Source organism: Methylomonas sp. HW2-6 (assembly GCF_052474525.1).
Genome location: NZ_CP184124.1, coordinates 1,552,962 through 1,573,936 on the forward strand (window position 1 = coordinate 1,552,962; position 20,975 = coordinate 1,573,936).

Below are 20,975 nucleotides of genomic sequence, written 5' to 3' on the forward strand. Positions count from 1 at the left end.
TGGGGGGGCTTCAAACATGGGTAGGGAGGGCGGCCGGCATTTGCAAAGCTTGTAATTCCATTGAAATGGACTAGGGTTAACCGCAAACTTTAAAGTCGTTTCTATGCTATCGCTTGCTAGTATAGGTGCAAATTCATAATTTTAGAATTGTTGATGATAGTATCCTCACCATCCACGTTAACCATTACCGATCTGTTGCGGGGCGATCTTCAACTCGCTTCGCCGCCGAATGTTTATTTTCAGCTCAAGAAGGTGGTGGAGGATCCGACCAAGACCGCGAAGGACGCGGCGTTTGTGATCGAAAACGACGCGGCACTGGCCGCCAAGTTGTTGAAGATCGTGAATAGCGCGTTTTACGGTTTTTCGGCTCAGATCGGTTCGATCGCCAAGGCGATCACGCTGATCGGTACCCGCGAGCTGCAGAACCTGGTGCTGGGGGCGGTCGTCGTCGAGCGCTTTTCCGACTTGCCCGGCCAAGTTTTCACCATCCACGATTTTTGGGCGCGTAATCTGCGTTGCGCGCTGATTGCCAGGGAGCTGGATCTGCAATTCGGCAAGCACTATACGGATGTTGCCTTCATCTGCGGTTTGCTCCATAACCTGGGGCAGTTGGTGTTCTACCGCCGGATTCCGGTTTTGGCTCGCGAAGTGGATTTATTACTACAATCCCAGTCGCATCTGGAGGTCGACGACGACGTACACATCGAACAAAACGTGATCGGCTTCGACCACTTTCAGGTCGGTGCACAACTATGCCAGCTGTGGAATTTGCCGGAAGCCATCGTCGAAAGCATCCGCTTGCATTGTTTTCCCGATACGATCGGTCCGTTTTCGGATTTGGCGGCGATGGTCCGCTTGGCCAATTGTCTGAGCCGGATCGAAAATCCCTATGACGCTTTCGCGGTCAGCGCGCTCAATCTGTCCCCGGAACAAATCAGTTTCGTGCTGGATAAGATCAGCGACGAATTCGAAGTCATTTTTAAACTGTTTTACCCCTCCCGCTAATTTCCCCGATTGTCCGCGCCGGCTCGTTCAAGTTTCCGGCCGGATGTGTGACGCAAATATTACGGCCGTTTTCCCGCCGCTTCTTACGCTAATCCGCAAATTACAGTTCCGTGGCATTGTTGCGGCTGACAAGCTGCGCGGTCGAATCTGTGTGTGGCGTCGAATATTATCGATCCGGTTTGGTAAAGGCGTTGCATTCAAGCAACATTTGCGTTGCTAAAACCGAATTGTCACAAAGCTGTCATATTACCCCCCTAAAATGCCTCCAAACTCGCCGGTCAAGCCGGTTGGTCTGTCTTAATTTATTGATTTGTTTAAATTTTGGAGCATTTTTTGATGAAACTTTCCAAGCTCAGTTTGGCCATTGTGGCAGTGATGGGTGCCGGCAGCTTCGCCGAAGCCATCGCATTGGACCTATACGTCGACGAAAAAACCAAGCAGATTTTTGCCGAACCCGGCCCTGGACGGACCAAATTGGGGTCGTTCGAGAAAGTCGAAGACAGCGCCAAACAAAAAGCCGATTTGACCGCGATTCAGACCGACCTCGAATTGAAAACCAACGAGTTGAAAGCCATCGAAGAACATATCGTGGCGCAGCGCGAGGATAAGGCCAAGAACGACGAAAAGTGGTTCAACAAGATCAATATGCGCGGTTATACCCAAATGCGTTATAACCAACCGCTGAGTGGGGACCGTGTCGCCGGCGAGCCGGAACTGAAATCGGTCGGTGACGGTTCAATCGGTAACAACAGCAACTTCTCATTGCGCCGGGTGCGTTTGGTCTTCTCCGGCGATATCAACGAATACATCTCGTTATATCTGCAACCGGACTTCGCTACCACCAACGGCGATTTGCACTTTGCCCAGTTACGCGATGCCTATGCCGACTTGGCGTTCGACAAAGCTCATGAATACCGGATTCGTGCCGGCCAATCCAAAGTGCCGTTCGGTTGGGAAAACTTGCAGTCATCGCAAAACCGGATTGCGCTCGATCGCGACGATGCTCTGAACAGCGCGGTGCCCAGCGAACGAGATTTGGGCTTGTTCGCCTATTGGAGCCCATCCGACGTGCAGAAACTGTGGAAAGACCTAACCAAGAAAGGCTTGAAAACCTCGGGTGATTACGGTGTTTTGGGTGTCGGTGTATATAACGGTCAAGGTATCAACAAGGCCGAAGCCAACGATGGCATGTATCTGGTCGCCCACTCCACATACCCGTTCGACTTGGGATTTCTCGGTAGTGCAATGCGGGGCCAAGTCTTGGAGGTTGGTGCGGACGCGTTGTCGGGCCGGTTTAACCGATCCACTGCGGCGTATACCAGCCGCTTCGGTTCCGGTACTCCGACCGCGCGGGATAACAGTGAAGACCGGGTAGGCGTCCATGCTGTCTTATTCCCGCAACCATTTGGCTTGCAAGCGGAATGGAACTGGGGGGCTGGCTCCACGCTAGACCCGATGACCAATGTCATAGATCGCAAGCATTTGGAAGGCGGTTATGTGCAGGCAATGTACAAAATCGACGAAGTATTCGGCACCAAAGGCACAATGTTTCCTTATGTGAAATGGCAAACCTACGACGGCGCGTGGAAAGGCGTTACCAATGCCCCAAGAGTGTCGGTTGATGAAGTCGAGGCAGGTGTCGAGTATCAAATCAATAAGGCGTTGGAGCTGACTTTGGCTTACTCGACCATGAGCCGCACCCAAATCCAGACTCAAACAACCGCAGCCGGATTCTTGCAACAAGCCAGTGGCGACATGATTCGTACCCAGTTGCAGTTCAACTACTAAATTCAACAGCGGGAGTTCCCCGCAGTTGAATGAATCATCAGAACGCCTCGTTTCTCCGGGAACGCGGCGTTTTTTTGTGCGTAACAAAACCCGCTATTCGGCTAACGCCTTCGCACGAGGTCGGTTAAACTCGCCAGTTATCTCGCGATTACCCGGTATCCGCCTATGTACCCTACCATGCGTGGCCTGTTATTCAGGCCGGTCATCTTTGTCAGCTTTGTCTTGGGCCTGTTGGTAATTGCCGAATTGCTGGCAATCGGCCGCCTGACCTGGGTCAACGATCAGCGTATCCACATCATCGAACGCGACATCGGCCGCGGCCATCATTTGGAAGATACGCTGTTCGAACTGCTGCAGCTGCAATTGACGCTGTCGACCAATCAGAGCGCTTCCGAGGTCGAGAAAAGTCAGTTAGCCGATATTCAGGAGCAATTGATCGGCGGTTTGAGCGATTACGACAGTGCGATACCGGCCAATCTGCAGCAACTGCAGGAAGTGTTCGGCAAGGCGGTGCAGGGCGACCAGGCTAATTTGGTCACCGCGTTGCAGTTGATTAAACAGGTTCTGGACCGGCAGGCTCAGGAAGAAGAGCGCTTGTTGATCAATATTGAAGACGACGGCGAATTGGAAATGCAGTTGGCGATCTTGTTGCCGCTGTTGTTGTTGTGGATCGTCGGCTACTTCTTTCGCACCAATGTGTTGGAACCGCTGGACTGCTTGAAAGAACTGTTGTCCGGCCTGGCCGAGGGCGAGATGAAACCGATCAACCGGAGCACCTCGGACCCGTTGCTGCACGCCTTGTTCGATCGCTACAACCATTTGGTTTCGCGTCTGGTCGAGTTGGAACGCGAACATCTGGAGCACACCGAATTGCTCGAATACCGGGTCCGGCAAACCAGCCACGCCTTGCTGGAGCGCAGCCAACAGTTGGCCAAGGCCGAGCGTTTGGCCGCACTGGCTGAATTGGCGGCCAGCACCGCCCATGAACTGCGCAATCCGCTGGCCAGTATCCAATTGGCGATGGAGAACATGCTGGAAGAATGCCGCGACAGTGATCTGGCGGAACGGTTGCAGATGGTATACCGCGAAGTGCAACGCCTGACCCGCAATTTGAACGATCTATTGGCCTCTGCTCGCAGTAACGGCGAGACATCGCAACGTGTCGCCGTGCAGCCGTTGTTGGAAGAATTGTTGACCTTGCTGAAATATCAGGCGCGGGAAAACGTGAGCTTCAACTGTCGGGTGGCCGAAGAACTGTATGTGTTTTTGCCGGAGAGCGAGTTCCGTCAGGCGGTGTTGAACTTGCTGTTGAACGCGGTCCAGGCTATCGGGGCTAGCAATGGCGAAGTCAATGTCAACGCCGACATCCTTGACGGTAAATTGGAGCTTACTGTGGTCGATTCCGGACCGGGTTTCAGCGCCGACTTTTTACGCCACGGCATTCGGCCTTTCGTCAGTCTGAAAGACGGCGGCAGCGGTTTGGGGCTGGCGATGGTAAGACGTTTCGTCAAAGACCACCAAGGGGGGATGCGTTTACAAAACGACGAACAGGGCCACGCTTGCGTGACCTTGACTTTCCCGCTCGCTGCCTGAATCGGTCCGGTGCGACGCAGTCTGCTAAAATTCGATTCTTTATGCATGTCCTCCGCTAATGGCTAACGCACCGAAGTCTCTCGCCGCCTACGGTTGGCTCTCCATCGCCGCAGCCGTGTCTACCATCGGCCTGAAAAGCTACGCCTATTGGCTGACCGGTTCGGTGGGCTTACTGTCCGACGCGCTGGAATCTGTAATCAATTTGGTGGCGGCGGTGATTATGGTCGCGGTGTTGAGTATTTCCGCGCGGCCGCCGGACGATACCCACGCCTACGGCCATGAGAAAATCGAGTACTTTTCCAGCGGTGCCGAGGGTGTGATGATTCTGTTGGCGGCGTTCAGTATCGGTTTTTCGGCTTGGGAGCGTTTATGGCACCCGCAGGCTTTGCAACAACTGGATTTGGGTATCGCGGTCTCGGTGTTTGCGTCGCTGATCAATCTGGCGGTAGCGCGGGTACTGATCGGTGTCGGGCGGAAGCGGCAGTCGATCACCCTGGAAGCCGACGGCAAGCATTTGATGACCGACGTCTGGACCACGGTCGGCATCTTGGTCGGTATTGCTTTGATCTCGGTGGGTAACCGCTTCGAAGCCAGTTTGAATCTGGCGCAAAGTTTGGGTATGACCGGCTGGGAAATTTTGGATCCGTTGCTGGCGATCGGCGTCGCCTTCCATATCGTCTGGGCCGGATTGCAGTTGATCCGGCGTACCGTTTCCGGATTGCTCGATGCGGCGTTGCCCGCAGACGAAGTGAAAGCCATCGTCGCGGTGTTGGAGCAATATGTTGCCAGCCATGCCATCGCTTATCACGCCTTGCGTACCCGTTACGCCGGCGCTCGTCGCTTCATGTCGGTACATGTACTGGTGCCCGGCCAATGGAGCGTGCAGCAGGGTCACGATTTGCTGGAGGATATCGAGCGGCAAATCATGGACAATTTGGACAATATCGATATCGATACCCACCTGGAACCGATCGAAGACCTTGCCTCCTGGGAGCATAAATAAAGCCTATGCCGGATACGCTGTTAATCATTGAAGACGAGGCTCTGCTCGGTTCCGAGCTGGCGCGTTTCTTTCGGAAAAAAAATTGGGAAGTTACGGTCAGCGAGAATTTGCAGCAAGCCGAGCGACATTTGCTGAGCCAGACTACCGACCCGTTGGTGGTGTTGTCCGACATGAACTTACCGGACGGCAATGCCCTGGATTTGTTGGAAAGAATCAAGGACAAGATCGGCAGCAGCGAATGGGTGTTTTTGACCGGTTACGGCGGAGTGGCCGATTCGGTGCGGGCGGTGCGGCTGGGGGCTTACGATTTCGTCGAAAAGCCTTGCGAACTGGAGCGCTTGAACCTGTTGGTCGAAGGGGCGGCGCGCAGTGCTCGAGCCCAGCGCCAAGTGCAGCAGCAAGCCATGGCCCGCAACAGCAAGCATACGGTGGACGCCCTGGTCGGCAGTAGTCAGGCCGCCACTTTGCTGCGGACTATGATTTCGCAAGTGGCGAAAACGCCGTTTTCCAGCTTGATCATTTCCGGCGAAACCGGCACCGGCAAGGGTTTGATCGCACGCATACTGCATGCGTCCGGCAGCCGGGCCAATGCGCCGCTGGTCGAAGTCAACTGTGCCGCGCTGCCGCGGGAGCTGCTGGAATCGGAATTATTCGGTTATGAAGCCGGTGCTTTTACCGGCGCCAAAAAGCGCCATCGCGGCTTGTTCGAGCAAGCCCACACCGGCACGCTGTTCCTCGACGAAATCGGCGAGATGGATCTGGATTTGCAGACCAAGTTGCTGAAGGCGGTGGAAGACCTCCGGATTCGGCGGTTGGGCGGCGAGGCCGAAATTGCGATAGACGTGCAAATTGTCGCCGCCACTAATTTGAATTTGCTGCAAAAAGTCGAGCTGGGCTTGTTCCGCAGCGATTTGTACCACCGCTTGAACGTGATGAGCTTGCGGGTGCCGGCGTTACGCGAGCGCAAGCAGGATTTGGACGAGCTGGTGCCGTTTTTTATCGCCGAGAGCAACCGCAAGTCGGCGAAAAATGTCAGCAAAATTTCCAAACAGGCCTGGGCTTTGTTGAAAGCTTACGATTGGCCCGGCAACGTCCGCGAACTGCGGAATGTGATCGAGCGTTGCGTATTGCTCGCGAGCGACGAAAATTTTCCGGAGCATTGGCTGCAACTGCCGAATGCGCCGAGCAGCCCGACCGTGCAGCAAAACGAAAACGGTATTTTCCTGCCGTTGGACGGCAGCCTGAGCCTGCACGATATGGAGAAATACTTGATCCAGGAAGTATTGAACCGCACCGACGAAAACGTCACCGCCGCGGCGCGGATGCTGGGTACCACCCGCGAGACTTTGCGTTACCGGGTACAGAAATATAACTTGAAGTGCAAGGGCTCCTAGGCTTCGATCAGATTCAACACGGCTTCGGTGACGCTATTGCCGTCGATTTTGAAACCGCGCATTTCCAATACGCCTTTGGTGTTCAAGGAAATAATCAGATTCAGCGCATTCGGATAAGCCGCTTCGGCAATGTCGGTGGCCGAGGGCGTGGCCGGCGTGTCCGGATGCGAGTGGTAAATCGCAAACAGGCTTTCGCCGTTTTCCCGCATTTGTTTCATCGCCGCGATTTGTTCGGCGGCATCCAGTAAAAACCGGCGTTTCGGGTCGGCGGCGCCGTTATTGACCGGATAGCAAGCGACCGGTTTGCCGCTGGCGTCGGCGCCGATCAAGCCGCAGACTTCCGCTTCCGGGGACAGTTGCGCCAGATGCAACAGTTGGTTGGTTAATTTGCGCGGCAGGCTGATTTCTAAAGTATTGGTCATGGATTCCATACCCCTCTGGTAACGCGAGGATTATTTGCTAAATCGTGGTGCGTGGCGACGTGCCGGTAACCGAGCGCCGCTAAGATTGCCCGGACATCGGCCGCTTGATTGTAACCGTGTTCGAGCAATAGTTGACCATGCGGTTTCAACCGACTGCGAGCCTGCTCGGCGATCAGGCGGATATCTTTAAGGCCGTTTTCGGCGCTGATCAAAGCGTTGGCCGGTTCGAAGCGAACATCGCCTTGCCGCAGATGCGGGTCGTCCGCCGCGATGTAGGGTGGGTTGCTCACTACCAGGTCAAAATCGGATTCGGCTATGTCCGCAAACCAATTCGAAACGGCGAAATTAACGTTGGCCACCTGCAGCCGTCCGGCATTGCGTTGGGCCGTCTCCAGTGCCGCATAGCTGACATCCACACCGACTACATGCGCCAGCGGGCGCTCGACGGCGAGGGTGATGGCCAATATCCCGGAGCCGGTGCCCAGATCGATGACTCGGCAAGGCCGATCGCTCGGCAGCAAGTCGAGGCTAAGTTCGACCAGCAGCTCGGTATCCGGGCGCGGAATCAGCACCTCCGGACCGACCAGAAACTCGCGCGACCAGAATTCTCGGTGGCCGGTCAAATAGGCCACCGGAACACCTTGCCGGCGCTGCTCGAGCAAACGGCGGAATTCCGAGGCCTGCTCGGCATCCGGACTGCGCTCCGGCCAAGCGCGCAGAAACGCCCGCGGTTTATCCAGGCAATGGCAGAGCAGGACTTCGGCGTCGAGTTGGGCGGTTTCGGAGATGTCGGCCAATGCCGCTGCGGCGGAAGCCAGCAACTCGGCGATGGTTTCCGGCCGGACGCGATCGCCGTCAAGCATTGCCTAGCTGGGTCAGCAATTCTGCTTGGTGTTCGTGGATTAGCGGTTGGATGACTTGGTCCAGCGCCCCTTCCATGATGTCTTCCAGTTTGTACAAGGTCAGGTTGATGCGGTGGTCGGTCAGCCGGCCTTGCGGGTAATTGTAAGTGCGGATGCGCTCAGAGCGGTCGCCGCTGCCGACCTGCAATTTCCGGCTTTCCGACTGTTCGGCGTGGATTTTTTCCTGTTCGGCGGCCAATAAGCGCGCCTGCAATACCGACATCGCTCTGGCCCGGTTTTTGTGCTGCGAACGTTCGTCCTGGCATTCCACCACGACGCCGGTTGGGATGTGGGTGATGCGGATGGCCGAGTCGGTACGGTTGACGTGCTGGCCGCCGGCGCCGGAAGCGCGGTAGGTGTCGATGCGCAAATCGGCCGGGTTGATCTCGATTTCGTCGACGCTGTCGACTTCGGGCATGATCGCCACGGTGCAGGCCGAGGTATGCACCCGGCCTTGCGATTCGGTTTCCGGTACCCGCTGCACGCGATGGGTGCCGGATTCGAACTTCAATTGCGAATATACGTTCTGGCCGGCCACGCGCATGATGATCTCTTTATAACCGCCGTGTTCGCCGCGGTTTTCGTTGATGATTTCCACATTCCAGCCCTGGCGTTCGGCATAGCGTTGATACATTCGCGCCAGATCGCCGGAGAAAATTGCTGCTTCGTCGCCGCCGGTACCGGCCCGGACCTCCAAAAAGACGTTGTGATTATCGTTGGGGTCTTTCGGTAGCAATAGGATTTGTAGTTCTTGTTCCAAGGCCTCGCGCCGGCTGTCTGCCGCAGCGATTTCTTCCTTCGCCATCTCGCGTAGCTCCGGATCGCTGTCCTTGGCCATTTCCCTGGCCGATTCCAAATCGGTTGCGTTATCTTGATATTGTCTGTAGCAGGCGACGATCGGTTCCAGCTGAGCGTATTCCTGACTCAGGCTGCGAAATTGGTTTTGGTTGCTTTGCACTTCCGGTTGGGTGAGCAGCGCGGTAATTTCTTCGAAGCGCTCGCCGAGGTTTTCCAGCTTGGTTTGTATCGAGGGTTTCATCAACGGTTATCTTAATTTGAAAATTTCGCGCGAGGCGGCGATCAGGTCGTGGCGTTCGTTGGCGCCGGCGTCGCGCAGTTGCGCGCAGGGCGTGTGGATCAATTTGTTGGTTAAGGTATGGGCTAAACGTTGTAACACGTCTTCGGCATTTGCGCCGGTATTTAGTTGGGCCAGGGCTCTTTGCAGTGCCTCGTCGCGGGTCTTTTCCGCTTGCGCTCGGAAATCGCGGATGGTTTCCTGAGCGCCCTGCGAGCGCAACCAGGCCAGAAAATGTTCGACTTGGGTGTCGATGATTTCTTCGGCTTGTTCCGCCGCGCGGCGGCGCGAGTCCATGTTCTGGTTGACGGTGTGTTGCAGGTCGTCGACGGTGTATAGGTAAACGTCGCGCAATTGGCCGACTTCGGCTTCGATATCGCGCGGCACGGCCAGATCGACCATGAACATCGGCTTGTGTTTGCGGATTTTGATTGCGCTCTCGACCCGGCCCTTGCCCAGGATCGGCAACTGGCTGGCGGTGGAGGAGACGACGATGTCGGCTTCGGCCAGATGGTTGGGGAGTTCCGCCAACGAGATAGCGTAGCCGTTGAACTGGGTGGCAAGTGCGTGCGCTTTGTCGTAGGTGCGGTTGGCGATGATGATCCGGCCGATGCCGTGTTGGAACAAATGGCGGGCCGTGAGCTCTATGGTTTCGCCGGCTCCGATCAGTAACGCGGTTTGGTCGCTTAGCTTGTCGAAAATTTGCTGAGCCAGTTGTACTGCGGCGAAAGCGACCGAGACCGGGCTGGAGCCGATTGCGGTGTCGGTACGCACCTTTTTAGCAGCGGAAAAGGTATGCTGGAACAACTTACTCAGATTGCGACCCAGCGTGCCGGCTTGAGATGCCGCGTGATAGGCGGTTTTCATTTGGCCTAAAATCTGCGGTTCGCCGAGTATCATCGAGTCCAGGCCGCAGGCGACGCGGAACATGTGGCGAATCGATTGGCTGTCTTTGTAGCTATAAAGGTAAGGTGTAAATTCGGCGGGCGTGATCCGCTTGGTGTCGGCAATCCACTCCACCAGCGAGCTTTGGGCGTCGTGTTCGGCCTGACAATACAATTCGGTGCGGTTGCAGGTTGAGAGTATCGCGGCCTCGCTGATTTCACGGATGCTCCACAGATTTTTCAGCGTGGCCTCCAGGGCTTCCGACGGGAACGCCAGCCTTTCGCGAACGGCGACCGGCGCGGTGTTGTAATTTATCCCTACGGCGAGAAGAGTCATCGAATACGCATAAACACTTAAGAAAATTCCTGTATTTTAAGGAATGCGCAGTTTTTGTCCAAATCCAATCAAACAGCGGTCCGACTCGCCGGGGTTTTTCTGGTAATCTATAAAAAACAATTTTCTGAACACAGGTCGATTGATTGCATGAATAAATGGATAGCCATAGCAATAGTTTTGTCTGCAGCGGGATGTGCTGTTGCGCCTGACAAGGATGCTGCGGTCGAGAATCAGCCGGCGAAGGTTGATGGCCTGCAAAGCCGGGTTAACCGCAACACCGTCATTGACGAAGAGGTTTTATACCTGTTGATGGCGGCTGAGTTGGCGGGCCAGCGCAACCAGTACGATTTGGCGATGGATGCCTATTTGCAGGCCGCAAAGCGGGTCGACGATCCGCGAATTGCCGAAAGAGCAGTGAAAATCGGTTTGTTCCTAAAGGATGAGGCGCGGACGCGGGAAGCGTTGACGGTTTGGTTGTCTAAGGACGGCAAAAATTTGGCAGCCAGAAAGTTTGCGGTGTTGTTGGCTATTAAGAATTCCGATCATAAGGCAGCGCTGGATAATCTCGACGCGATGTTGGCCGACGATCCTGCCGGTTTTGAAGCCGGATTGCTGGAGATGAGCAAGCTGCTTGAAAAAGAGGGGCGGACTCAGTTTACTTACGATGTGTTGGATGAGTTGGCGCAAATGCGTCCGGCGCATGCCGGCATCTTTTTCGTCCAGGCGGTATTGGCTTCGGTATTGCAGCAGAGCGAACTGGCCCAACAAAAAATCAGTCAGGCCTTGTTGTTGGAGCCCGATTGGAACAAGGCGGTTATTTTTCAGGCGCAGTTGGCGGGTCGGGCGGGCGACTTGGCTAAGGCCAGAGAATATCTGGAAAAAGCCGTGAAACAGGCGCCGAACGACAAACAGCTCCGAAAAATGTTGTTGGAGGTTTTGGTTAATAGTCGCGATTATGACGACGCGATCAAGCTTTGCCAGTCAGTGCTTGAAGATAAGCCGGACGATCCGGAGACCTTGTTTGCTCTGGCTTTGATTCATATGCAGCTAAACCAGGTAGATAAGGCCGAAAACACTTTGGAGAGGTTGTTGCCCAATCCGGACTGGGAAGGCCAGGCTAGCTTTTACCTGGGCAAAATAGCGCTGGAGCAACAGCGTCCGGAAAAAGCTTTGGCTTGGTTCGACCGGGTCGAAGAGGGGAGTTACGCTTTCGACGCCGACATGGCCGCAGTCTCACTTTTAATGAATCAGAAGCGATTGGATGATGTCGAAGCGCGAGTCAATAGAATGGATGTCAAATATCCGGAGCAGCGTTTGCGGATACTGATGGTAAAGGCCGAATTGTATAACCAGTCCGGGCGCTATCAGGATGCGTTCGATGCTCTGACGTCAGCGTTGAAAGAGGCGCCGGATAACCGTGACGTGCTTTACGCTCGGGCTCTGGTGGCTGAGCGTTTGGATAAGCTCGACGTGCTTGAGGCAGATTTGCTGAAGATTCTGGAGAAAAAGCCGGAAGACGTCGCGGCTCTGAATGCTTTGGGTTATACCTTGGTCGACCGAACCCAACGTTATGATGAGGCCGCCAAATATCTTGGAAAGGCCATCGAGTTGCAGCCGGAAGAACCGGTGATCGTCGATAGCTACGGTTGGTTGCTCTATAAACAAGGCAAGTTGGAATTGGCCTTGGAATATTTGCGTAAAGCCTACGACAAGCAGCCTGAAAATGAGATTGCCGCCCATATTGCCGAGGTGTTGTGGGAGATGGGTGATAAAAAGCAGGCCAAGGAATTGTTTGACGCCGCTTTTAAAAAATCTCCAGAGGACGAATATTTGCTCGAATTCAAAAAGCGCTTTCTGCAGAGCGGCCAATAATGATGATTCTGCGTGGGCTGGCGGTGTGTTGTATTTTGGCGTTGTCAGCTTGCTCGCTGGTTTCAGAGTCGGAAGTAAACGTTTATCGTCCCTTTGAAACCCATGCCTTGCAGGCTCACGGTCGTTGGGCATTCTCGGGAAGATTGGCGGTTGCCGATGAGCGAGAGTCGTTTTCTGCATCGGTCAATTGGCGGCATCTTGGCGGCAGGGATGATATCGAGTTGTTGGGGCCGTTGGCGCAGGGGCGTTTGGCGATTAGTGTGGTCGATGGCGCGGTCACAATCGACGATGGCGAGAATCGGCAAGAATTTTACGGTTCGGCAGAGCAGGTTTTGTCGGAGCGGTTGGGAGTGGTGATGCCTGTCGACTCGTTGAGGTATTGGGTATTCGGGATTCTCGATCCGGGTTTGCAGGGCGTCGAATTGGATGCTGGTTTTATGCAGGCGGGTTGGAGGGTCACTTTTAGGGACGTGTATAAGGTAGCGTCGGATTCTCTGCCTAAGAAAATCAATATTGAAAAAGATCGTACAAAAATAAAATTGATAGTGGATCAATGGGATTTGTCGTGACTGAAAGTCAATTAAATTCGAAGGGATGGGGCGAGAAGTGGCCAGCTCCGGCAAAACTAAACCTGATGTTGAGAATTATCGGCCGTCGCCCGGATGGCTATCATTTGTTGCAAACGGTGTTCCGAATTATCGACTTGTGTGATTGGATTAGGTTTAGTCCTGCGGAGGATGGCAAAGTCAGGCTCCGTAACCCGATTCCTGGGGTGTCTGAGAGCGATGATTTGACTGTTCGTGCTGCTAATTTACTCAAAGAATATACTGGAAGCCGTGAGGGCGTGTGGATTGAAATTGAAAAGAATCTTCCAATGGGCGGTGGATTGGGGGGTGGAAGTTCGGATGCTGCCACGACGCTACTGGTACTAAATAAGCTTTGGGGATTGAACCTTTCTCTTGAGACTTTAATGGAGCTGGGGTTGCGATTGGGCGCCGATGTGCCTGTTTTTGTGTTTGGTCGAACCTCTTGGGCTGAGGGAGTTGGAGAAAAGTTGACTGAGGTGAGCGTTCCAGGCAGGTGGGTTGTTGTGATTAAGCCGGATTGCCACGTAAACACCAAACAAATTTTTTTGGCTAATGGGTTGACAAGAAATAGTAAACCAATCAAAATGACTGACTTTCTTGCAGGGGATGCAAGGAACGATTGTCTTTCGGTTGTGAGTGAGTTGTATCCTCCGATTGTAAAGGCTATTCATGCTTTGTCGGAATTCGGAGAGGCTAAGTTAACCGGTACCGGTGCCTGTGTTTTTGCGGAATTTGATTCCGAAGATGCGGCAAAGTGTGCGTATTCCGGGCTGATTGAAGAGTGGATGGTTTATCTCGCCAAGGAGGTGGATAAGTCGCCGCTTCACGTTAAGTTGGAACAGGGAGTGTTTTAAGTCAAATATTGGGCTGTCGCCAAGCGGTAAGGCACGGGGTTTTGATCCCCGCATACCTAGGTTCGAATCCTAGCAGCCCAGCCATAATTTCCAAATTTAAATCCCTTGGGAGTGCTTTAATGCGCGAGGCTTCGGTAATGGTATTCTCTGGCAATGCCAATAAGGCTTTGTCTGAAGGTATCGTGAAAAAGCTGAACATGCGCCTTGGCATGGCTAGTGTCGGTCGCTTTAGCGATGGCGAGATTTTTGTAGAGATCCAGGAAAACGTTAGGGGAAGGGATGTCTTTGTAATTCAGCCAACCTGTTCTCCCACCAACGAAAATTTGATGGAGTTGTTGGTGATGATCGATGCTCTTCGGCGCGCCTCTGCGGCCCGGATTACTGCAGTGATGCCTTACTACGGCTATGCGCGGCAGGATAGAAGGTCTCGGTCTGCGCGAGTGCCGATTACGGCGCGTTTAGTGGCCGACATGATAGGCAATGCTGGTGCTGATCGAGCCTTAACGGTAGATTTGCACTCCGACCAGATTATGGGTTTTTTCGGAATTCCGGTCGACAATGTATATGCTTCTCCAATTCTGCTTGGCGATATATGGCGGCAAGAATATCCGGACTTGATTGTGGTGTCACCGGATGTTGGTGGTGTGGTGAGGGCTCGAGCAATTGCAAAGCGCTTGGGTGATGCGGACTTGGCGATTATCGATAAGCGCCGCCCTCGGCCTAACGTGTCTGAAATCATGCACATTATCGGTGATGTCGACGGTAGGACTTGTGTGATGGTCGATGATCTGGTGGATACTGCTGGTACGCTGTGTCACGCCGCTGCGGCATTAAAAAAGCACGGGGCAAAAAAAGTTGTGGCTTATTGCACTCATCCGGTGCTTTCTGGAGCTGCGGCTGAAAATGTCAAGCAGTCGGTGCTTGATGAGCTGGTCGTCACAGATACGATTCCCTTAACCGATGAGTTGTTGGGTGTCAGTAAAATCAGGCAGTTGAGTGTCGCTGAAATGTTGGCTGAAACCATAAGGCGAATAGCGGTTGGAGAATCCGTAAGTTCGTTATATGTTGATTAAATTGAGAATTAAAGTAGTGCTTGTGTGGCAAGCGTGAGGAGAAATAATGGCAAACGTGTTTGAATTTATTGCAGAGGCTCGTGTTGGTGTTGGTAGTGCTTCGGCGAAAGCGGTGCGTCGGCAAGGTAAGGTTCCTGCGGTTATTTACGGCGGTTCTGCTTCTCCTTTGATGCTGGTTCTTGATCATAACGAGGTCGTTAAGCATCTGGCTCACGAAGCGGTTTACTCTCATGTTCTGGATGTGATGGTTGATGGTGCGGCCGAAAAAGCGGTGCTGAAGCACATCCAGCGTCACCCGGCTAAGCCTCAGATTTTGCATATGGATTTCATGCGTGTCGATGAGTCTCACAAGCTGAAGGTTCATGTTCCGTTGCATTTTGTTAACGAGGCTGTGTGCGTTGGCGTTAAAAAAGGTGGGGTTGTGACGCATGCGATGACTGATGTTGAGGTTATATGCATGCCTTCTGTGTTGCCCGAGTTTATTGAGGTGGATTTGGCAGCTATCGATATCGGTGAGACTATTCATTTGTCTGACTTGGTGTTGCCTGCTGGCGTAGAGTTGCCTGCTTTGGCTCATGGTTCTGAGCACAATCATCCTGTGGCTCAGGTTGTTAAAACCAGGGGTGCTGAAGAATCTGTGTAATTGCCAAAGTCATTGAATGATTAGGTTGATTGTTGGTTTAGGTAATCCTGGTCAGCAGTACGAAAGAACCCGGCATAATGCCGGGTTTTTGTTTGTGGATCGTTTGGCTGAAGTGCATGGAGCGCGCTGGTCTCGCTCGGCTCAGTTTCAAGGGGATGTTGCAGATTGCAGCATTGGTCTTGGTAGGGTGTTGTTGCTGAAGCCAGTGACCTTTATGAACAGAAGTGGTGCATCGGTCGGTGCTCTGATGCGGTTTTATAAGATGGATTGCAGCGAGCTTTTGGTTGTTCATGATGAGCTTGAGTTGGCGGAAGGCGTGGTGAGGCTCAAGCGCAATGGTGGTCATGCTGGGCATAACGGTCTGCGAGACATAATATCCAACACTGGGACCAAAGATTTTTTCCGGTTGCGGATTGGTATAGGTCGGCCGTCTGAGGGAGGGGTGGCTGATTACGTTTTGTCTGGTTTTTCTAATGGCGCGATGCTCAGGTTTATGGCTTTGTGCGATATGTTGCTCAAGGATGTTGAGGCGTTGGTGGCTGGTGATTTGGCGCGAATTAATTCGCTTGCGTAAGAAGCCGTATAAAAAGCTTGACCTCTTTTGTAAAAAAGAGGAAAATTGATCGAATAAGTACGGAGGGGTTCCCGAGCGGCCAAAGGGATCAGACTGTAAATCTGCCGGTTCTACCTTCGGAGGTTCGAATCCTCCCCCCTCCACCATCTAATTTTGAGGAATCCTGCGGGTGTAGTTCAATGGTAGAACTCCAGCCTTCCAAGCTGATTGCGTGGGTTCGATTCCCATCACCCGCTCCATTCTGAGTAGGTTGTTTTTGCTCATATAGCTCAGCAGGTAGAGCACTTCCTTGGTAAGGAAGAGGTCACCGGTTCAAATCCGGTTATGAGCTCCAGTTTATTTTGATCGTATTGTTGTAGGTGTTTCGAAATGGCTAAAGAAAAATTTGAAAGAAAGAAACCGCACGTAAACGTAGGAACGATTGGCCACGTTGACCACGGCAAAACAACCTTGACTGCTGCGCTGACCAAGGTTATGGCCGAACTGCAAGGTGGCGAAGCAAAAGCGTTTGATCAAATCGACAATGCTCCCGAAGAGCGCGCGCGCGGTATCACCATTTCGACCTCACACGTAGAATACGAGTCAGCCAACCGCCACTATGCGCACGTTGACTGCCCGGGCCATGCTGACTACGTCAAAAACATGATTACCGGTGCGGCGCAAATGGACGGTGCGATTCTGGTTTGCTCCGCGGCTGATGGTCCGATGCCGCAAACGCGCGAGCACATCCTGCTGTCTCGTCAGGTCGGCGTTCCATACATCGTCGTGTTCTTGAACAAAGCGGACATGGTCGATGATGCCGAGCTGATTGAGCTGGTTGAAATGGAAATTCGCGAACTGTTGAACCAGTACGAATTTCCGGGCGACGATACCCCAATCATCGTTGGTTCTGCGCTGAAAGCGTTGGAAGGCGAGCAAAGCGAAATCGGTGTTCAGTCGGTTGTTAAACTGGTTGAAGCTTTGGATAGCTATATTCCTGAGCCGCAACGCGCAATCGATGGCAAATTCCTGATGCCAATCGAAGACGTATTTTCGATTTCCGGTCGTGGTACGGTAGTAACCGGCCGTGTTGAACGCGGTATTATCAAAGTCGGCGAAGAGGTTGAAATCGTTGGTATCAAAGATACCGTGAAAACCACCTGTACCGGTGTTGAAATGTTCCGCAAATTGCTGGATCAAGGTCAGGCTGGCGACAACGTGGGTATCCTGCTGCGTGGCACCAAGCGCGACGACGTAGAGCGTGGTCAAGTATTGGCTCACGTAAACAGCATCAAGCCACACTCGCATTTCAAAGCCGAAATCTACGTATTGTCGAAAGAAGAAGGTGGTCGTCACACGCCATTCTTTAACGGTTACCGTCCACAGTTCTACTTCAGAACCACCGACGTGACTGGTGCGGTTGAGCTGCCTGAAGGTGTTGAAATGGTAATGCCAGGTGACAACATCTCGGTCACAGTAAAATTGATCTCACCGATCGCGATGGAAGACGGCTTGCGCTTCGCAATTCGTGAAGGTGGCCGTACCGTCGGTGCGGGTGTTGTGGCTTCTATTGTCGAGTAATTCTCGGTTTTTGGCTGAAAGTACATTTTCTGAAATAGGTCAGTAGTTCAATTGGTAGAGCAGCGGTCTCCAAAACCGCAAGTTGGGGGTTCGAGTCCCTCCTGGCCTGCCACTCAGAAAATTATTTCAATTTATTTCAAATCTGATAAATGAACGCACACGCAGAAGAAGTCACCTCTGTAGGTGATATTGTAAAACTGTCATTGTCTTTGCTGGTTGTCGTAGCGAGCGTTGTCGCGTTCTACTATTTTTCCGACATTCCGCTGCTTTATAGAGTCCTGGCTTTGTTGGCTTTGCTGGTTGCGGCAGCTGGTCTTTGCTTTGCTACGGCCAAAGGGCGTGGTTTGTGGGGTTTTATTTTAGAGTCAAAACAAGAATTCAAGCGGATTGTTTGGCCAACAAAAGACGAAGCCGTTCGCACGACGCTAATGGTGTTCTTGATGGTCTTTGTGGTCGGTTTGATACTCTGGTTGCTTGATATGTTTCTGTTTTGGGGTGTCCAGCTACTGATGGGCCAGGGAGTTAAGTAATGTCGCTTCGCTGGTATGTGGTTCACGCATATTCCAATTTTGAGAATAAAGTAAAGCAAGCTCTGGAAGAGCGAATCAAGCGAGAAGGCTTGCAAGAATATTTCGGTAAGATCCTTGTGCCGACCGAAGAGGTTGTTGAGATGAGGATGGGGCAGCAGCGTAAAAGCGAGCGGAAATTCTTTCCGGGTTACGTGCTTGTCCAAATGGAATTGAATGACGAGACGTGGCATCTTGTTCGGAATGTGCCTAGAGTTTTAGGCTTTATCGGTGGTGCTTCGGATAGGCCCTCGCCTATCTCAGAGAAGGAAGCGATGGCGATATTGAGCAGGGTTGAAGAAGGTGTCAATAAGCCGCGGCCTAAAGTGCTATTTGAAGTGGGCGAAGTAGTAAGAATCATAGATGGTCCATTCAAAGACTTTAACGGCAATATCGAAGAAGTAAATTACGAAAAAAGCCGTTTACGGGTTTCTGTTTTGATTTTTGGTCGTTCTACTCCTGTTGAGCTTGAGTTCGGCCAAGTCGAAAAAATTTAATTCAGTGATGTTTCATTAAAAATCCCTGCCATTCGCGTGGCCGGGATTTTTGTTTCTTGGGGAGCTTGTAAAGCGCTATAACCCGTTCGGAGTATAAGATGGCAAAAAAAATTGATTCCTATATCAAATTACAGGTAAAGGCTGGTGAGGCTAATCCGAGTCCGCCAGTCGGGCCAGCGTTGGGTCAACGTGGCGTCAATATTATGGAGTTCTGTAAGGCGTTCAATGCCAGGACCCAGGATGTGGAAAAGGGCTTGCCTTTACCCGTTGTAATCACTGTTTACAGTGATAAAAGTTTTACTTTCGTTACTAAAACCCCGCCAGCTTCCATATTGCTGAAAAAAGCAGTTGGCATTAAAAGCGGAAGCAGCAAGCCAAATTCCAATAAAGTTGGCACTGTCACCAGAGCGCAATTGGAAGAAATAGCGAAAACCAAGATGGAAGACTTGAATGCAGCTGATATGGAAGCCGCGATCAGAATTATCGCGGGAAGCGCTCGTAGCATGGGCTTGAACGTGGAGGGCGTGTAATGGCTAAAATTTCGAAAAAAGCTAAAGCAATTAAAGAAAAGGTTGTGCGTAGCAAACAATATTCTGTTGGCGAAGCGGTGGCTCTGCTGAAAGAATTTGCTAATAGCAAATTTGATGAATCCATCGATGTCAGCGTTAACTTGGGCGTCGATCCGCGCAAATCTGACCAAAACGTGCGCGGCGCTTCTGTTTTGCCTCATGGTACAGGGAAAACAGTAAGAGTTGCCGTTTTCACTCAAGGGCCGAATGCTGATGCTGCACGCGAAGCCGGCGCTGACGTAGTTGGAATGGACGATCTTGCCGAACAAGTAAAACGTGGTGAAATGAATTTCGACGTCGTTATTGCTTCTCCAGACGCTATGCGTGTTGTGGGTCAGTTAGGTCAGATATTGGGTCCAAGAGGCCTGATGCCAAACCCGAAAGTGGGCACTGTTACCCCGGACGTCGTGACGGCGGTAAAAAACGCAAAGTCTGGTCAAGTCCGATATCGTACCGATAAGGCTGGCATTATCCATTGTTCAATCGGTAAGGTTTCGTTTGACGAAAATGCGCTCAAACAAAACCTCGAGTTTTTGATTGCCGATTTGAAAAAAGCCAAGCCGACTGCGGCAAAAGGTATTTATCTGAAAAAAATCTCACTGTCTTCGACCATGGGGCCGGGGCTGTGGATCGATCAAGCTAGCATCGAGATTTAATATTCAAAAACTTTGGGTTGCCGGACTACACCGGCAACCGTCAAAGACCGTAGGGGCTTAGACTTAATTATCCTACGCAGACGGGAGCTGGAACCAAAAGGTGAAAGATACCCGTAAGGGGCATCGCAAAGATGCGTTTTATTGATTCTGATGAAAATCAGAAACACACCGGAGATAGATGTGGCACTCAATTTAGATGGCAAAAAAGTTGTCGTAGAGGAAGTTGCTGAATTCGCCGCTAAAGCCCTTTCTGCGGTAGCCGCAGAATATCGTGGTTTGACTGTTACTGAGCTAACCAAGCTTAGAAAAACCGCGAGAGAGACGGGTGTTTATTTGCGAGTCGTAAAGAATACGCTGGCAAAACGCGCAGTCGCCGGAACCGAATTCGAATGTATGCAAGATGGGTTGGTTGGGCCACTGATCTTGGCTTTTTCGATGGAAGATCCAGGCTCTGCCGCTCGGCTGGTGAACGATTTCGCGAAAGAAAACAACAAGCTCGTCGCCAAAGTGGTAGCGATCGGCGGCCAAGCGTTTGGCGGATCGGAGCTGGAGCGGTTGGCGAGATTGCCGACACGCGATCAAGGTATCAGTATGCTGATGTCTGTAATGAAAGCCCCTGTCGAGAAATTGGCTCGTACATTGGCGGCTGTCAGAGACGAAAAAGAAGCGGCATAAATTCGCAACCTACGATATACAACTTTTAAATATTAGAGGACTAATAAAATGGCAATTTCAAAAGAAGACATCTTAGAAGCAGTTGCGAATATGACTGTGATGGAAATCGTCGACCTGATTTCCGCGATGGAAGAAAAATTTGGCGTTTCTGCAGCCGCTGCGGTCGCAGTTGCGGCACCCGCTGCAGCTGCGGCTGTAGTTGAAGAACAAACCGAGTTCGATGTAATTCTTACAGGTTTCGGTGATAACAAAGTCGCTGTAATTAAAGCAGTTCGTGGTCTGACCGGTCTGGGTCTGAAAGAAGCTAAAGACGCCGTAGAAGGCGCTCCAACCACATTGAAAGAAGGCGTCAGCAAAGCTGAAGCTGAAGCAGCTAAGAAGGAACTTGAAGAAGCTGGCGCAACCGCCGAAATTAAATAAGCATCTTGATTGCTGCATATCTGGCG

At 52.3% G+C, this 20,975-nt stretch carries 22 protein-coding genes and 5 tRNA genes; 23 read left to right on the forward strand and 4 right to left on the reverse strand.

What is annotated here, in order from left to right; genetic code table 11:
* Nucleotides 1-153 precede the first annotated feature (153 nt).
* The 5 genes from ACH518_RS08185 to ACH518_RS08205 all read left to right on the forward strand — a co-directional run bounded on the left by ACH518_RS08185 (nucleotide 154) and on the right by ACH518_RS08205 (nucleotide 6,783).
* A complete protein-coding gene (locus ACH518_RS08185) occupies nucleotides 154-1,005 on the forward strand; it encodes an HDOD domain-containing protein (protein WP_445372540.1) in 852 nt (283 codons plus the stop codon).
* Between the two features lie 336 nt (nucleotides 1,006-1,341).
* A complete protein-coding gene (locus ACH518_RS08190) occupies nucleotides 1,342-2,793 on the forward strand; it encodes a porin (RefSeq protein WP_445372541.1) in 1,452 nt (483 codons plus the stop codon).
* Nucleotides 2,794-2,958: 165 nt separating this feature from the next.
* Nucleotides 2,959-4,386, forward strand: a complete 1,428-nt coding sequence (locus tag ACH518_RS08195; protein ID WP_445372542.1) for a sensor histidine kinase — start codon at nucleotides 2,959-2,961, stop codon at nucleotides 4,384-4,386.
* Nucleotides 4,387-4,444: 58 nt separating this feature from the next.
* Complete coding sequence (locus ACH518_RS08200; protein WP_445372543.1) at nucleotides 4,445-5,389, forward strand: cation diffusion facilitator family transporter; 945 nt, start codon at nucleotides 4,445-4,447, stop codon at nucleotides 5,387-5,389.
* A gap of 5 nt (nucleotides 5,390-5,394) precedes the next feature.
* Nucleotides 5,395-6,783, forward strand: a complete 1,389-nt coding sequence (locus ACH518_RS08205; RefSeq protein WP_445372544.1) for a sigma-54-dependent transcriptional regulator — start codon at nucleotides 5,395-5,397, stop codon at nucleotides 6,781-6,783.
* Here ACH518_RS08205 and ACH518_RS08210 read toward each other — a convergent pair.
* Genes ACH518_RS08210 through hemA form a run of 4 tightly spaced genes read right to left on the reverse strand, consistent with a single transcriptional unit; the run spans nucleotide 6,780 to nucleotide 10,403 of the window.
* Nucleotides 6,780-7,205, reverse strand: coding sequence for a Mov34/MPN/PAD-1 family protein (locus tag ACH518_RS08210; protein WP_445372545.1), 426 nt, complete (start codon nucleotides 7,203-7,205; stop codon nucleotides 6,780-6,782). The two genes, ACH518_RS08205 and ACH518_RS08210, sit on opposite strands and share 4 nt — an antisense overlap.
* Nucleotides 7,202-8,068: a peptide chain release factor N(5)-glutamine methyltransferase gene (gene prmC / locus ACH518_RS08215; protein ID WP_445372546.1), complete on the reverse strand. Its 867-nt coding sequence runs from the start codon at nucleotides 8,066-8,068 to the stop codon at nucleotides 7,202-7,204. The genes ACH518_RS08210 and prmC overlap by 4 nt, the downstream gene beginning before the upstream one ends.
* The gene (prfA, locus tag ACH518_RS08220; protein WP_140910793.1) at nucleotides 8,061-9,146 is read right to left on the reverse strand and encodes a peptide chain release factor 1; all 1,086 of its coding nucleotides are present in this window, start codon (nucleotides 9,144-9,146) and stop codon (nucleotides 8,061-8,063) included. The genes prmC and prfA overlap by 8 nt, the downstream gene beginning before the upstream one ends.
* A 6-nt stretch (nucleotides 9,147-9,152) precedes the next feature.
* Nucleotides 9,153-10,403, reverse strand: a complete 1,251-nt coding sequence (hemA, locus tag ACH518_RS08225; RefSeq protein WP_278209470.1) for a glutamyl-tRNA reductase — start codon at nucleotides 10,401-10,403, stop codon at nucleotides 9,153-9,155.
* 147 nt (nucleotides 10,404-10,550) lie between these two features.
* Between hemA and ACH518_RS08230 the strand changes: the two genes are divergently transcribed.
* The 18 genes from ACH518_RS08230 to rplL all read left to right on the forward strand — a co-directional run bounded on the left by ACH518_RS08230 (nucleotide 10,551) and on the right by rplL (nucleotide 20,949).
* Complete coding sequence (locus ACH518_RS08230) at nucleotides 10,551-12,275, forward strand: tetratricopeptide repeat protein (protein ID WP_140910791.1); 1,725 nt, start codon at nucleotides 10,551-10,553, stop codon at nucleotides 12,273-12,275.
* On the forward strand, nucleotides 12,275-12,844 hold the full coding sequence (gene lolB / locus ACH518_RS08235) for a lipoprotein insertase outer membrane protein LolB (protein ID WP_445372547.1): 570 nt from the start codon (nucleotides 12,275-12,277) through the stop codon (nucleotides 12,842-12,844). The genes ACH518_RS08230 and lolB overlap by 1 nt, the downstream gene beginning before the upstream one ends.
* Entirely contained in the window at nucleotides 12,841-13,716 is an 876-nt protein-coding gene (gene ispE / locus ACH518_RS08240) for a 4-(cytidine 5'-diphospho)-2-C-methyl-D-erythritol kinase (protein ID WP_445372548.1), read from the forward strand. Before lolB ends, ispE begins: the two co-directional genes overlap by 4 nt.
* A 9-nt stretch (nucleotides 13,717-13,725) precedes the next feature.
* Nucleotides 13,726-13,800 (forward strand) — tRNA-Gln (locus tag ACH518_RS08245).
* A gap of 35 nt (nucleotides 13,801-13,835) precedes the next feature.
* Nucleotides 13,836-14,789, forward strand: a complete 954-nt coding sequence (locus tag ACH518_RS08250) for a ribose-phosphate diphosphokinase (protein WP_140910788.1) — start codon at nucleotides 13,836-13,838, stop codon at nucleotides 14,787-14,789.
* A 46-nt stretch (nucleotides 14,790-14,835) separates the two neighbouring features.
* Nucleotides 14,836-15,432 carry a 50S ribosomal protein L25/general stress protein Ctc gene (locus ACH518_RS08255; protein WP_140910787.1) on the forward strand — a complete coding sequence of 199 codons (597 nt, stop codon included), beginning with the start codon at nucleotides 14,836-14,838 and terminating at the stop codon, nucleotides 15,430-15,432.
* A 16-nt stretch (nucleotides 15,433-15,448) separates the two neighbouring features.
* Nucleotides 15,449-16,006: an aminoacyl-tRNA hydrolase gene (pth, locus tag ACH518_RS08260; RefSeq protein WP_445372549.1), complete on the forward strand. Its 558-nt coding sequence runs from the start codon at nucleotides 15,449-15,451 to the stop codon at nucleotides 16,004-16,006.
* A 61-nt stretch (nucleotides 16,007-16,067) separates the two neighbouring features.
* Nucleotides 16,068-16,152, forward strand: a tRNA-Tyr gene (locus ACH518_RS08265).
* A gap of 19 nt (nucleotides 16,153-16,171) precedes the next feature.
* Nucleotides 16,172-16,245, forward strand: a tRNA-Gly gene (locus ACH518_RS08270).
* A gap of 19 nt (nucleotides 16,246-16,264) precedes the next feature.
* A tRNA-Thr gene (locus ACH518_RS08275) sits at nucleotides 16,265-16,340 on the forward strand.
* A gap of 35 nt (nucleotides 16,341-16,375) precedes the next feature.
* The gene (gene tuf / locus ACH518_RS08280) at nucleotides 16,376-17,566 is read left to right on the forward strand and encodes an elongation factor Tu (RefSeq protein ID WP_140913950.1); all 1,191 of its coding nucleotides are present in this window, start codon (nucleotides 16,376-16,378) and stop codon (nucleotides 17,564-17,566) included.
* 36 nt (nucleotides 17,567-17,602) lie between these two features.
* Nucleotides 17,603-17,678: transfer RNA gene (locus tag ACH518_RS08285), tRNA-Trp, on the forward strand.
* Between the two features lie 37 nt (nucleotides 17,679-17,715).
* Nucleotides 17,716-18,096 carry a preprotein translocase subunit SecE gene (gene secE / locus ACH518_RS08290; protein WP_278209464.1) on the forward strand — a complete coding sequence of 127 codons (381 nt, stop codon included), beginning with the start codon at nucleotides 17,716-17,718 and terminating at the stop codon, nucleotides 18,094-18,096.
* On the forward strand, nucleotides 18,096-18,629 hold the full coding sequence (nusG, locus tag ACH518_RS08295) for a transcription termination/antitermination protein NusG (protein WP_140914202.1): 534 nt from the start codon (nucleotides 18,096-18,098) through the stop codon (nucleotides 18,627-18,629). The genes secE and nusG overlap by 1 nt, the downstream gene beginning before the upstream one ends.
* 98 nt (nucleotides 18,630-18,727) lie before the next feature.
* Nucleotides 18,728-19,159 (forward strand): 50S ribosomal protein L11, encoded by a 432-nt coding sequence (gene rplK / locus ACH518_RS08300; protein WP_140914201.1) that lies wholly within the window; start codon nucleotides 18,728-18,730, stop codon nucleotides 19,157-19,159.
* Entirely contained in the window at nucleotides 19,159-19,854 is a 696-nt protein-coding gene (gene rplA / locus ACH518_RS08305) for a 50S ribosomal protein L1 (RefSeq protein WP_140914200.1), read from the forward strand. Before rplK ends, rplA begins: the two co-directional genes overlap by 1 nt.
* 180 nt (nucleotides 19,855-20,034) lie before the next feature.
* The gene (gene rplJ, locus ACH518_RS08310; RefSeq protein ID WP_140914205.1) at nucleotides 20,035-20,529 is read left to right on the forward strand and encodes a 50S ribosomal protein L10; all 495 of its coding nucleotides are present in this window, start codon (nucleotides 20,035-20,037) and stop codon (nucleotides 20,527-20,529) included.
* Nucleotides 20,530-20,577: 48 nt separating this feature from the next.
* On the forward strand, nucleotides 20,578-20,949 hold the full coding sequence (gene rplL, locus ACH518_RS08315; RefSeq protein WP_064022735.1) for a 50S ribosomal protein L7/L12: 372 nt from the start codon (nucleotides 20,578-20,580) through the stop codon (nucleotides 20,947-20,949).
* Nucleotides 20,950-20,975: the final 26 nt, after the last annotated feature.

Excerpts from the sequence above, each read along its gene's own strand:
- ACH518_RS08185 (WP_445372540.1), top strand. The coding sequence starts at position 154 with ATGATAGTATCCTCACCATCCACGTTAACCATTACCGATCTGTTGCGG.
- ACH518_RS08190 (WP_445372541.1), top strand. The coding sequence starts at position 1,342 with ATGAAACTTTCCAAGCTCAGTTTGGCCATTGTGGCAGTGATGGGTGCC.
- ACH518_RS08195 (WP_445372542.1), top strand. The coding sequence starts at position 2,959 with ATGTACCCTACCATGCGTGGCCTGTTATTCAGGCCGGTCATCTTTGTC.
- ACH518_RS08200 (WP_445372543.1), top strand. The coding sequence starts at position 4,445 with ATGGCTAACGCACCGAAGTCTCTCGCCGCCTACGGTTGGCTCTCCATC.
- ACH518_RS08205 (WP_445372544.1), top strand. The coding sequence starts at position 5,395 with ATGCCGGATACGCTGTTAATCATTGAAGACGAGGCTCTGCTCGGTTCC.
- ACH518_RS08210 (WP_445372545.1), bottom strand. The coding sequence starts at position 7,205 with ATGACCAATACTTTAGAAATCAGCCTGCCGCGCAAATTAACCAACCAA.
- prmC (WP_445372546.1), bottom strand. The coding sequence starts at position 8,068 with ATGCTTGACGGCGATCGCGTCCGGCCGGAAACCATCGCCGAGTTGCTG.
- prfA (WP_140910793.1), bottom strand. The coding sequence starts at position 9,146 with ATGAAACCCTCGATACAAACCAAGCTGGAAAACCTCGGCGAGCGCTTC.
- hemA (WP_278209470.1), bottom strand. The coding sequence starts at position 10,403 with ATGACTCTTCTCGCCGTAGGGATAAATTACAACACCGCGCCGGTCGCC.
- ACH518_RS08230 (WP_140910791.1), top strand. The coding sequence starts at position 10,551 with ATGAATAAATGGATAGCCATAGCAATAGTTTTGTCTGCAGCGGGATGT.
- lolB (WP_445372547.1), top strand. The coding sequence starts at position 12,275 with ATGATGATTCTGCGTGGGCTGGCGGTGTGTTGTATTTTGGCGTTGTCA.
- ACH518_RS08250 (WP_140910788.1), top strand. The coding sequence starts at position 13,836 with ATGCGCGAGGCTTCGGTAATGGTATTCTCTGGCAATGCCAATAAGGCT.
- ACH518_RS08255 (WP_140910787.1), top strand. The coding sequence starts at position 14,836 with ATGGCAAACGTGTTTGAATTTATTGCAGAGGCTCGTGTTGGTGTTGGT.
- pth (WP_445372549.1), top strand. The coding sequence starts at position 15,449 with ATGATTAGGTTGATTGTTGGTTTAGGTAATCCTGGTCAGCAGTACGAA.
- tuf (WP_140913950.1), top strand. The coding sequence starts at position 16,376 with ATGGCTAAAGAAAAATTTGAAAGAAAGAAACCGCACGTAAACGTAGGA.
- secE (WP_278209464.1), top strand. The coding sequence starts at position 17,716 with ATGAACGCACACGCAGAAGAAGTCACCTCTGTAGGTGATATTGTAAAA.
- nusG (WP_140914202.1), top strand. The coding sequence starts at position 18,096 with ATGTCGCTTCGCTGGTATGTGGTTCACGCATATTCCAATTTTGAGAAT.
- rplK (WP_140914201.1), top strand. The coding sequence starts at position 18,728 with ATGGCAAAAAAAATTGATTCCTATATCAAATTACAGGTAAAGGCTGGT.
- rplA (WP_140914200.1), top strand. The coding sequence starts at position 19,159 with ATGGCTAAAATTTCGAAAAAAGCTAAAGCAATTAAAGAAAAGGTTGTG.
- rplL (WP_064022735.1), top strand. The coding sequence starts at position 20,578 with ATGGCAATTTCAAAAGAAGACATCTTAGAAGCAGTTGCGAATATGACT.